The organism is Mesobacillus stamsii (genome assembly GCF_030814065.1).
Classification (GTDB): Bacteria; Bacillota; Bacilli; order Bacillales; family Cytobacillaceae; genus Mesobacillus; species Mesobacillus stamsii.
In genome coordinates this window covers 29857-42724 of sequence record NZ_JAUSUN010000015.1, presented here as the reverse complement: position 1 = coordinate 42724, position 12868 = coordinate 29857, and the positions used below count along the sequence as shown (strand labels likewise).

Genomic DNA, 12868 nt, shown 5'->3' with positions numbered 1-12868 from the left:
GAAGAAATTGGCTGGAGAAAATAGGGGATTGAATGATTAAAATATATCACAATTTATTCTTTTTAACAAATAGGGTATTTTTGTATAACCCAACCTCCAGAAAATTTAATATAGAAAAGGGTGGCTATCATTTAGGTCTAGCCACCCTCAGATACATCCTTAAACTATCTTCTACATTATCTACAACAAATTGAACAAAATCTTCAATATTATTATCTACACTAGCTTTTTCTAAAGCTTTATAATATTTTACCCGTTGTTCTGAATCGGATTTTAAAATTGCTGGAGGATAGCCGCCTTTCATTAATATTAAATTCATTAACAGTCTAGCTGTCCGACCATTTCCATCGATAAAAGGATGGATATATACAAATTTAAAATGAAATTTTGCTGCTAATTCAACTGGATGGATTGAACCCTTGTTTTGTGAATACCACAGAAATAAATCTTGCATTTGAGGCTCAACTAAAAAAGGTTGCGGCGGGATATGTTGACTTCCTTGAATATAAACATCAATGTTACGATATTTCCCTGCATTTGATACGTCAATGTTTCTTAGAATCAATCTATGAATATCCTTGAGTACACTTTCAGATAGTTCGATATCTCTATTTACAATATCCTCTATGTAGTCTATGGCCTCAGCATGATTTATAATTTCAAAATGTTCTCGAAGGGTAGTTCCTCCTATAGTAATCCCTTCTTCAAGAACAATTTTTGTCTCTACTAAGGAAAGAGTATTTCCCTCAATGGCATTTGAATGGTAAGTCCATAGTACTCGGATGGTTTCCCTTAAATTCTTTACTACATTTTGATTTAATGGTCTACGGTCGTCTAGTTCTTTTTTTAATTTGGTTATAACTTCATACATATGAACACCATCCTTTAATTAAAGTGTTACATCATTTTTCCTTTTCTATATTATACCAAATATTCACTAAACGAGTCATTACTAATAAAGTTAATATCGTACGAAATCGCTGTTCCATCTAAATAAACAAGGCAAATGGCACCGCAGCATGTGTTTACACATATGACGTCAACGGTAACATTACCGGTGTCCAGGTGCCTGAAAACCTATACAACCTCATCAGGATAATAAAGTGATTTACGTAATGTTACATCCCTATGCTTTAATGTTTCACCTTTAAAACGCAACCATATCTCATCATCAGACATGACACCATGTGTTTTACGAACTATCGCCCAGCGATTGTAGCTTTTTAAACCGAGTGCAGCAAGTAATTCATCAGCATTGACTCTTGTTTCGGGAAACACACGCCATTTTAGCCATTTTTCCAATTCATCTTTTGTAATGTAACCCTCTGGATTAGGTGAGAATTGTTTATTAAAACCTTTTATATAATTGATGACGTAGGGCTTATCGCTCCCACTTGGTTTTAATTTTACGGTTGCTATGACATCATCAAAAAGCATTACATCAAATTCCATATAGTCAATCATTTTGACACCTTCCTAATCAATGATTAGTCTTTGTAGTTGTGAATCGTCTAATTGTGAGAGTACAACGTCTTTTGCCCTTCCTAAATCGTATGGGGCTTCATCTAATTTTGCAAGTAGTAACTCACGGATAATGAAGGGCTCTCCTTTATATAAGGTCAACTGTTTCGCAAATGAAGAACTGAAAGGTTTGGCTTTTACTTTTCTTTTTAAAATATTGATTGGTATTCCACTAGGATAATCCGATAACAAGCTTAAACCGTGGTCAAAAATTGGAGCGAGCTGCCAGGCTTCCATTTTAGGATCAAAAAGTAAAAAAATGTTATTTGTATGACGATCTTCATTCAGAATGAACGTATCGAATGCTAGCATTTGCGCAATTTGATGAGAAACATCTAACCCTGTGAACTGGTGTACCTTCTCCGTTATCAAGTGAAATCTATCTTCTACGGAGTAGCGTGTATTATTTAAAATGTCATCAGTAGTCTCGAAGTTTGCTTCAAATAACCGTTCAAGTGTTACTTCTTGCAGATGGCCACGAAAATCTACAGAATAACAGCCTTCTTTAACCGTACCATCCTGCTTCTCAATTAAACAGGGTATATAAGGAATGAAGGAATTTTTCGGTAAGGTTGAGCTATCCAAAACAAGAGAATCAACATATTCCGCCATGTTTTCGTAGCCAAGGGTATTCTCCTTAATCCACTTATTTTCTACTAACCATTTCGATTGATCACCCTTGCTTGATGTACTGACAATCGTTTCAACGTCTTGTGGGATTTGAACTCTTTCCATTCATGCACCTCTGTTCAAAAGATTATAAATATTGTTTATAACGATCGTTAGTTTAATAATTAATTCCTGATAATAATGAAAGTAGAATAAATTGGCTCTTCGCTATTTAATGTTGAAAAAACAATTTAATAGGCCAGTAGTATCTGCCATTCCTGCTCGCCGTCGGTATTGGACACCTAACTAAAAACAAAAGAAAAATTCAAAACCGGACAAGGAATGTGTTCAGTTGCGAGCGATACATGGCTCCATACTGTAACGCGTTCTTTTTTGTTTATCGAGACAAACCAATGCTAGTTACGATTCCATTATCAAGTCCATCTTATTAACCGTTGCGTATATCATTGCTATAAAATTTTCAGGGGAGCGATATCCACGTGCTTTTCTTTTGGCAGCTTGAACCAGACTATTTATTCCTTCAAGCAGACCATTTGTTAATTTGGTTTTAAACCATCGCAAAATCCCGACTTTATGCTTTTTGAGCGATTGTGCTAATTTAATCATTGGCTCCAGTTGAGATCGAATTGCCCAATTACACCACTCATCAAAGTAGAATTCAGAGAAGCCCACTGATTTAGTAAACATATTCTGCAGGGACAATTTCATTCGGTATGCTCGGCCTGTCGCTAAATCCATATCCTTTCATTTAGCGTATTGAACTTTTTGTTTTTCGGTCAGATTTTCTTGGTTCTTAAGCCATACAAAGCGTGAATGTTTTAGTTCGGGTTGAGTAGCCTGTTCTTGTCTTCGCACCTTGTCTAGTGCTTCATTAACCATTTTCATCACATGAAACTTATCGAATGTAATCGATGCTTCTGGGAAATTTTCTTCTATTCCTGAAATAAAGGAAGGAGACATATCGGAACAGAATTCTTTTATTTGGGAACATTCCACTCCTTTCTTATCAAGGAATTGGCAGAATTTCTTCCATACCTCTGCCCCTTTCCCTGTTGTGACAAAAATGACTCGTTTGGTGTCCATATCAACAAATAACGTCACGTACTTATGACCTCTTGTACGGGAGGTTTCATCCATAGCTATACTTTTCACATTCGATACATCGATGTTTTCAATTGCTTTATCAACGTAGTATTTAAAGACTCGCCAAAGACGGGTATCATGTTCACCAACTTTACGTGCAACTGCTGCAACCGGCATTTCCACCATCAATGACAGGACATGATATTCGAAAAGCAAGGAAAAGCCAGATCCTGGGCGTGCCCAATCAATAACAACGGTACGAATTTTTCCGCACGACTCACACTTCACTCTAGGCATTCTTGCGTGAAGTATTGTTTGAAATTGCCAAAAGTCGAGGTGCCTCCAAGTACGGTCTTGATCCTGAATATCATGAACCTTACATCCTGGTGAGTCACAGTTGGGACAGGAAAATTTGGCACCTTTTCTGTATTCAAGATAAATATGAAGTGTTTCTTCCTCTTTGGCTAACTCATGATGAAAAACATACCATGGCTCAGGTATTTCTAACGCTGATTCAAATACATTATATTTTTCTTGGTTCTCTTTCATAAAGCGGTCCACTCCCTGGAATTTTACTTTTTTCTCCAGTATGGACAGCGCTATGAGATTTTAAACTAAATACTAAAAAGCGAGGAAGCAACTTCTTTTATTATAATTGTTCTGAAATCTTATTGTTTAAATAATGCAAAAAGCCGAAATCCATTAAGGATGGATATTCGACTTTCTGCATATTGTAACAATTAAAGAATTTAAAATAAAAGGATATTTCTAAGAGAATAAATATAAATCTATATCTATTTCTGCTGAAATATTATTAATGAAACCTAATACATTTGATTCGAAATACATTGCAGGTACATTTTCTTCTTGGACATTTATTATGATGGTTAATAAATAATCAAGGTTTAATTCTTTCTTTAAAAAATTTAATTCTTCACTTTTATTTTGAAGACTATATAAAATTTTTTTTATCTGTTCATTTATGTCTAAGGACTCTTCAAACCCCGAACTAATTGTCCAACACGTTTCTTTTCGTACTAAGGTACGATTTTTTATCGCGTCACCTTTACGATAAAATTCAGAAGGAATCAGTTCTAAAATATTTGAAATCTCCTCTTCCTGAAAATAATCTCCGATTATATTAAATTCCACACAAATCTCTGTTCCAGCCATTTTATCAGAACCTCCCACTAAATATACGTACCCGTTGGAATTCCAGTTCCTTTACCACCTTTCTTATATATATATAACTGACCTGTTGTCTTATCTTTATAAATATCGTAATGAGAAATCTTTGCTTTTCTACCGATAAATTCTTTTTTTAGATCGTGAGCATTTATTCCTTTACGTTTTAAATAACTGTCTTTTACTTTTTCAATATTAAGCTTTGTTTTATTTTTAACCTTTTTAGATGGTAATTTACCCTTATAGTTTCTTTTTATTTTTCCTTTATATTTTTTTGCATAATATTTTACAGCCTTCTTGGCAACGTACTTAACTACATACCGACCGCCGATATAGACTAGTATAACTACGTATGGATTTTCACCATTTGGATCGTCCAACATCACTGGATTATTTTGTACATATACATATGAATGTTGGCTAATAGGATTGTCCGTTTCTCCCGGTTGGGATCAATAAAGAGAAACAGCCCCTCGTTTGGTTCATAATATCGTGCCAGCAGGTAATATAGACCACTTTCATTATCATGACGATACGAAGCATAACGATAAGGGTTCTTATCTGCCATGCTACCGCTTTTTGCAAGGATATTACCCCAGGCATCGTATGCGTATAAAGCGACAGTGTTTCCTAATGCATCCGTTAAAGCTATAACATCTTTATGTTCATTTAGAATATAATAATACGTCTCTCCTTCTTTCGTCATCGTCAATGGACGACCGAAATCATCATAACTGTACTCAGCAGTAATTGTCCCAGATTCATCTGTTTCAAACAATACCTGTTCTTCATCATAGTGATAATAGGTAGTTTGTCCATTAACCGTCTTACTGGTCCGTCGACTGTCTTCGTTGTATGCGTATGTGGCGATAGTTTGACCATTGAGTGTCTGAATTTCCACTAGTTCGCCTAGTTTATTATAAATATATTTGTACTGGCTATCTTGAGTACGATTACCATTTGGATCATAGCTGTAGCTTTGTCCATCAAATTGAGTCAACTGATTGTTGTCATTATACGAATAGGAATTAATAGTTGTCTGTTCGTTTTCTACTAAATTCTTTTTCGTCTGGTTTCCGACTTTATCATATTCATATGAGATAGTAGCTCCATCAACCGTAGTTTCACTAATCAACTGGTTATTTTCATCATAATCGTAAGTGGCAATACCAGCATTAGAGGTTACCGAGATGATGTTGCCGCGTGTATCATAAGTATACGTGAAAGTATCCAAAGCAGTCGTTCCCTTTTTAACCGTCAAAGTATTCAGTTGCCCCGCTACATCATAGTCATACGTTGAGGAGATCCCATTTACATATGAAATGAAGGCAAGGGAATCTTTTTTAGTATAGGTTAGAGACACTTGACTTGCCCCGTTACGCTTTATATGTGTCAGCCGTTCATTGGCATCGATGGTGTAACTCTGAGTAAACGATTGCGTACCAGATTTTCCGACGACAGAGGTTGCAACTCCCGTTCCGTCATATCCATACTCTACCGATTGGCTATCCGAAGAAGATTTAGTGACTTTGTTATTTTTATTATATGTTAAAACTTTTTTGGCCCCAGTAACTACATTTAAAACAGATTCAACATTGCCATTGGCATCATAAGAATACGTCCATTTTCTTGAATCGTTTATTACTTTATGCAGTAACTGATTATTTTGATTGTAAAAATTGTGCAGCTTATCTCCTGACGGTAACCCTGTTTCTATTGTATTACCATTTGCATCATAAACAAATGATGTTGTTTGTCCAAGTGGTTCTTTTCTCGTAGTTAGCTGATTTTGAGCATTGTATGTGAAAAGGGTCTTTTTCAACGCTGCATTTGTCGCCGTATTCAAGTTTCCATTTGCATCATATTCATAGGAAGTGATATTCCCTTTTGCATCTTTTACCTGTGTCAACAAATTCTGAAGGTTATACGTGTAGTAAATTGTGTTTAACTCCGAGTCTGTGACACTTGTTGTGTTACCATATTTATCTTGCAGAGTGGTTGTAGTCCGCCCCAGAGAGTCTGTTACAGATTTCTGATAGTTTTTATTTGTATCATATGCATAAGTTTCTTTCGTGCCGTCCGCAAATGTTGTACTAACTAAATTTCCATAGCTATCATATTCATTTATTGTTTTTTCCCCTATAGGACTAATTACCTCGATTTGGTCCCCTACGCTATTGTAAATGTTTGTTGTTTTTCCTTTTGAATCGGTTATTGTAAGTGGTTGACTAAATTCATTATACGTATAATCTACCGTGTTCCCCAAAGGATTTTTTGTTGTCAACAGATTCCCTTTACTGTCATAAGAATTAACGGTTTGATTTCCTATAGCATCTGTTTGAATAGTCGGATTGTAATTCGCATCGTATTCGGTACTTGTAATATTACCTAGTGGATCGATGGTTTCTAGAATGACATAGTTGTTATCTAATAAGTATTCTGTCTTATTGCCCTTTGCATCAGTTTCTGTAGCTGTATAGTTTGTAATATCATAAGAATAGGTTGTTTTTGATAGATTGGTATCTGCAATAGTTGGCTGATGTACATTTGTTAAAAAGCCGTTCAAATAGGTATAATGGGTCGGTTGATTGTTTGCATCCAGGAGTGTTGATACTTTTCCATCTGAATTATAGGTAAATTGCGTTACCGCCCCTTCCGAACCTTCTTTATACATAGTCAAAGTTTTAAGCTTCCCATTTTCATACGTATAAGCCGTTTTTGGGGTTCCCTCAAAAGAGGTTGATACTATTCGTCCATTTTCATAAGTAAATGTCAACTTTCGTCCAGAAGCATCCGTAATACTAGATAGAGTGCCATCTGTTTGACGTTGATATGTTACTCTATTTAGGTTACGGTCTTCTTCATATTCAATTAAAAACTTGCGGGCATTCACTTCCGGGTCATTAATCAAATCTCGGAAGATCATTCGATTTCCGTTAAAATCTTTTATTTCAAAGGCATTAGACGCTGCTCGTTTAATAGAAAGATATAAACCCACAGGTGTTATATAAGAAGATGTCGTAGAATTATACGTGAATGTATGAGCTGTTCCATCTGCATCGGTATATAAAAGATCTCTATTCGGCAACTCCGTGACCGTTTCACTCCCTGAGAACGACCACCCAAATCCTACGGCTGAATCTTCGTTTGATTTTGAGTTATATGTCCGATTGAATACAAATCCTGAATTCCCGCGTCCACTAACTTCAAAGTCCGTGAACTGAAGCATCAAATTCCCTGTTCCAAGGTTTGTATAGCCTTGTCCATCTGATAAGGTATGTTCTGCATACGACCAGTGATCTTCCATTCCTAATCGAGCATTTGTGCGATATGTTACAGCCAATAATGGATGGTATTTTGAATCAAATGTATGCTCACTTGAAACGAATTTTTTGTATATATTCGTTGATTCGCTATCACTTTTCAAAAGGAATCCATAATTCGGATCCGTAGAATCTTTCCAATTTTGAATGATATGAATAGGCACTTCCCACTTCTTCATATCTAAATCCAGGCTAGTAGGAGAGGTAAACCCATTGACAGTAGCCAATTTATTGCTGACTACATAATCGCCACCCTTATTTGTCCACAAAACGGAAGGTGAAGTCATCGCATAATTCCAGGATGCCTGGTTTTCTTCCCAGTCTCTTGAAACTTTGAAAAGACTGATATCAACAGGCGAACTTCCATTGGTAGAGGAGAACCATAAATTTAGGCTGGAAGACAAAATATGAGTTGCCCCTGGAATAGATGACAAATCGAACTTGATTAGTGATCTTAGGACGTTACCGTTGGATGCCCCACCTCCTAATTCCAAGTCATTCCCACCAGTCTGCGTTGGAAATGTACTTCTAAGGTTTGTATCTTTAACATAATTAGAAGATTGGAGTTTTACAATGGTTGGATCAATTGTAATAGGATAAATCCTCTCAGAATCCTCCAACCAGGCTTTGCTAGGAATCAGATATAAATATAACTGACCATCAATTACTTCGTGTTCGAGTGTCACATCATAGGAAATGGCCTCTTCCGGGATCGATGTGATTTCTTTTGCTGTTTGAAAGCCTTCCGGCTTATAAGAATCGTACATGTAAGGAGTTTCAAAATAGTAGATAGGCTGATTAGTATCTTGGTCATAAAGATATAGAACCCCTTCTACTTCCTTGGCATTCAGGCCAACTAAATCCAATTTGTAAGTGAATTTATCAGGGAATCCGCTTGATGTCCTTTCATTAAAGATAATATCCTCTTTAATCCGGTCTGCCCCTATTGTGTATGTTAAAGAAATATTTTGATAGATTTCTGGATATTGAATGGAGTTATCTTCAACAACCCCCGTTACCTCAGCAGGTTCTTTTCCAGTATTCTCTACCGGAGCAAGTTCCATCTTAATGGATCTATCTTGATCCTCAACTTGCAGTAACGGAGTATCCTTATCTACCTTCTTATCTAGTTTTGCCTTAAAAGAGTTTGCTTTGTTTTGGTAATTTTCTTCAGTAGTATTTTCAATTAGGTTGCTTTCGATTTCGCTCCAAGTGTTTCGGCTGTTTTTATAATGAATAGGTATTTGAGAAATTTCAGCCGTGTAAGTACCATCTGTATTTAAAAATGTCTTGGAGTTTGCTGTTCTTTTACTTACTATTTCCTCTCTTACTTTAGATTTAGAAATACTTTCAGCTGAATCTACATCAGCATTTGCTTCGACAATACCTTCGGTAAAGTTGCCAAGTGGTAAATATGCGATTAACAGAGTTAAACACATTAGATTAATTACACTCTTCTTCCAAAGAGTTGTTTTCTTCATTTTCATTTTCTTGTTCCCTTTCCATGCGATGTGTTTTCATGTACATCTTGCCTAATTACCTTTGCTGCAAATTAACCTCCCGTTTTTTTACTTTTTTTCTATAAAAATATAACAAATTCATTGTATTAACTCTCTATGTAAAATATGGCATAATTGTTTGAAACTTCTATCTATTATTTGCTGATATAGGGAAAGGCTTACTAGATAGAGCAAATTTGTGGGTTTATCCTATCCTTAATTTAAGAACTCTAATGCAAAAAAAGAGTGTTAAAGTCTCGTTATATATTCATTCTTTGTCATACTTTAATATACAGCCATTGGATTTCTTGTAATATCTCTAAATTGCTTCTCTTAAACTAGCTAACAAATACTTTCTTGTCCTTAATGCGGAAAACTAATTTTATATTATCAATACACCAAACCAAAACATCATAGAGATAAAAAGGCATATAGAATGAAACTTCTGAATGCCTTTAATGGGAATGTGATACCGAGAACCAAATTGTATATAGATTCAAAAAATAACCTATACAAAATTCTTGGCTGATGAATACTGCCATTGCCAAATCGGAAAGACATTAAATCACTAAAATACGTCAAAAAATAAGCAACAAATTGACCCGATGGCTTTGGACACTCAAGTGCACACGATCTTAATCTATTAAAATCAATGGCTGCATAACGTTTGGTGGCATTAGGGTCCTGATGACCCAGTATCTTCTGCACTTATATGGTAAGGAACATCATTATTGACAAGGTGTGTAGCCAGACTCGCACGTATTGCATGTGGACCACGTTTTCTTGAAGCAATATTAATACCGCTATTCATTAGATGTGTACAAACGATTGACCAGATAGAGCTACGTGAAAGCTTTCTGTAGGGAACTGAACTACGAATAAAAATATATTCACAATCAGAATCAGAATCAGGCCTTCCATTCTGAATATAATCCTGCAGTGCCTCCGACACTTTTTCAAGCAATTTCACCTGATACTTAACGGATGTTTTTGACTGCAAGAATACCACTTGTCCATCACTGATTTCTGAAAACTTCAAAGATGAGATATCATTTGCACGAAGACCGTAGGAAACAGACAGTGCCATGATAGCATAATTACGTTTCCCAATCCCAGAAATTCTTTCGATACTGTTCAGCAACTGGATAAGCTCTTCTTCCGTATATATGGAAGGTAATTTTTCCATAGATGAATACCGAGGGACTGCTTTTGAAAAATCCATTTCAGTCACGCTTTTCTGATATAGGTATTTAAGAAAAGAAGGCAGTTTTTCACAGAACCCTTGCTTAGACTTAATATTTGAAAATGAAGTACCTATGTGTATAAAACTCATTAATTTTAAATCAGTGACTGATTGTTTCTCTAACGAATCGAGAAATTGCTTGGCATATATACATCTGGTTTCAACAGTGGAAGGGCTGTATCCCTTTTCTTGCATATATGCCGTATATGAATCAATAACAGGAATAAATATATCTGGACAAATTGTAGTTTGTTTAGTGTGAAATATTACAAATGGTTTGTTTTGTATGTAATCATTCAAACGTCTGATAGCTGTTTTTATATAGTTATACCAACGTTTCGATAATCCTGTTTTCGTCAGTTGTTTTTCAAGAAAAAGCTTACCAACTGCATGGGAATAATAAGGAACTTTATGATCCTTCATAAAAGTGGAAATTTTCCTTAAAGCACATTGATACACCGATATAGTTGAACATCGGTAGCCGAGAGTAGTCAGCTCACTCATCATTTCTTCAATGACTGAACTTAACTGTTCTGCGGGTATTGAATTATTCAAGATAACCATCTCCTTTTATATTATGTCAGCCCAGTAATCGGCTGTACTTAAATTATAAAACAAGATGATTATTGATTATCCGAGAAAAAATCATTAAAAGTTAATAACAACAGAGCTTTTCGTAGAACTTCTCGGATAATTATCTTCCTTGGATAATTCAGATTCCTCGTCGCCACGGACACCCTTGCCTTCGGCTAATGGTTCGCATATCCCAATGTCCATAGCGGACTTTCACCGCTAAGTTGATGAACATGCCTGGCACACAAAATAAGCAGTCACCCATGAAAGGTAACTGCTAAATTACTTAAAGAGCCTGTTCAAAAAGCCCTGATTTTTTTAAAAAAACAAAAACGCACCTTTGCGAAAAATGGTAAAATGGGAGTGTCCAAACAACCAAAAATACCATTATGCGAGGTGCGTTTTCATGGATTTACAGTTAGAACTGCTTCCTTACCACTATTATAACACGCTCGGTTTTGATGTAGAACTCATAGATTATATCAATCACGTGGACGATTCCATTGTTGAGGAAAAGATCGCTCCTCTCTATAAACATGGCGGGCGTCCTCCAGTAGACCCAAGAGTCTATTTTCGCATGCATTATCTGTACTTTACTCGTCCTGAAATTTGTTCTTTCAGGGAACTTGAAAGACAATTGAAAGATCCTAAAAATCAGGCGTGGCGCAATTTCATTGGCACACCTGACATCCGGCAGGTTCCTGTTCACGGGAGTCTTAGTCATTTTCGGACCAAGGTTGGTGTTGAATTATTCTACGAAATCTTATTTAACTTGATCGCCCAAGCTCTTCAACTTGAAGGATTCTTAAACCCTAGGCTGTCCGGGATTGACTCTAGACCGATATGGGCAAACGTGAATGGCTACAAGAAAAAACGATGTTCTTGCCTCGATCAAAGTAAGTGTTCGTGGGAAAAAACCTATTCGGATCCGGACGCAACCTGTGGGGTCCAACGCACGAAAGCCAATCAGAACAAGTTTTTTATCGGGTATCGTAAACATTCCATCGTATGCCCAAGCCCGAAGGGACCCGTTGTGTTGTTTTCGATCATTTTGCCTACTGACACAGCGGATGTCAAAGTAATGTTGCCGCTAATCGACATGATTCAGAAGGTAGATGGATTAAAGGTTGAATACTTGGCAGCTGATTTAGGCTATTTTGATGCGAATGATCAGCGTGAGTCACTGATGACACATGATGTGGCGGTGGTAACTGAAATCAAAAAGAACACGGTTATTCCTGAACACTGTGATCCTAACGGAAAGCCGGAATGCGAAGAAGGGCATCCCCTCGTGTTTGATGGATTTGACAAAGATACCTACACGGCATGGTTCCGTGGAGACGATAACAAATGCTCAGCCTGCCCCATGCAAGGCAGCTGTGAAAAACAGTTTGCGTACTCGTATGAAGAAAATCCCTTTTTTTCTGGCCCTGTGCCGCAAGGAAGTGAGTTACAAAAGCATATGCTCAAGTTTCGGAAGCAAGTGGAACTTGCTTTTGCCCAGGAATCGAATCAGCTTACGTCCATCATGAAACATAAAAAGGTTCCCGTTCGTCAAACGGAGCGAGTCAAGAAGTTTTTCATCATGCGGGATCTGTTTCGGTTGATAGAGCGCATGATCAAACATGTAAGATTGACCGTTTTACCTACGAACCATGTGGAGAAAATCAGTCAGCTGCAACACGACCAAGTGGAACAATTCTCCCTACATTTGGTAAGTTAACTACCCTTAAAAGTCGACATTTTTAAAAAGGACCGATTGGACAACGGGATACGTCTGTCTAAATTTTGGCGCCGATAGTGGAGGCATG

The 12868-nt window shown here is 36.6% G+C and carries 8 protein-coding genes and 1 pseudogene; 1 reads left to right on the top strand and 8 read right to left on the bottom strand.

Features of this window, described 5'->3' with window-relative positions:
• Window positions 1-127: 127 nt before the first annotated feature.
• The 8 genes and pseudogenes from J2S25_RS12565 to J2S25_RS12530 all read right to left on the bottom strand — a co-directional run bounded on the left by J2S25_RS12565 (window position 128) and on the right by J2S25_RS12530 (window position 11039).
• Entirely contained in the window at window positions 128-871 is a 744-nt protein-coding gene (locus J2S25_RS12565) for a Fic family protein (RefSeq protein ID WP_044392909.1), read from the bottom strand.
• A 206-nt stretch (window positions 872-1077) separates the two neighbouring features.
• The gene (locus J2S25_RS12560; RefSeq protein WP_307192068.1) at window positions 1078-1464 is read right to left on the bottom strand and encodes a hypothetical protein; all 387 of its coding nucleotides are present in this window, start codon (window positions 1462-1464) and stop codon (window positions 1078-1080) included.
• A 12-nt stretch (window positions 1465-1476) separates the two neighbouring features.
• On the bottom strand, window positions 1477-2256 hold the full coding sequence (locus J2S25_RS12555; protein ID WP_307192067.1) for a hypothetical protein: 780 nt from the start codon (window positions 2254-2256) through the stop codon (window positions 1477-1479).
• Window positions 2257-2550: 294 nt separating this feature from the next.
• A pseudogene (locus J2S25_RS12550) lies at window positions 2551-3783 on the bottom strand (ISL3 family transposase).
• Window positions 3784-4002: 219 nt separating this feature from the next.
• Window positions 4003-4407, bottom strand: a complete 405-nt coding sequence (locus J2S25_RS12545; RefSeq protein ID WP_044390388.1) for a DUF4279 domain-containing protein — start codon at window positions 4405-4407, stop codon at window positions 4003-4005.
• A 17-nt stretch (window positions 4408-4424) separates the two neighbouring features.
• Window positions 4425-4802, bottom strand: coding sequence for a polymorphic toxin type 33 domain-containing protein (locus J2S25_RS12540; protein ID WP_307192066.1), 378 nt, complete (start codon window positions 4800-4802; stop codon window positions 4425-4427).
• Window positions 4802-9229, bottom strand: a complete 4428-nt coding sequence (locus tag J2S25_RS12535; protein ID WP_307192065.1) for a DNRLRE domain-containing protein — start codon at window positions 9227-9229, stop codon at window positions 4802-4804. Before J2S25_RS12535 ends, J2S25_RS12540 begins: the two co-directional genes overlap by 1 nt.
• Before the next feature lie 688 nt (window positions 9230-9917).
• On the bottom strand, window positions 9918-11039 hold the full coding sequence (locus tag J2S25_RS12530; protein WP_307192064.1) for a tyrosine-type recombinase/integrase: 1122 nt from the start codon (window positions 11037-11039) through the stop codon (window positions 9918-9920).
• 424 nt (window positions 11040-11463) lie between these two features.
• Between J2S25_RS12530 and J2S25_RS12525 the strand changes: the two genes are divergently transcribed.
• The gene (locus J2S25_RS12525) at window positions 11464-12780 is read left to right on the top strand and encodes a transposase (protein ID WP_044390392.1); all 1317 of its coding nucleotides are present in this window, start codon (window positions 11464-11466) and stop codon (window positions 12778-12780) included.
• Window positions 12781-12868 lie beyond the last annotated feature (88 nt).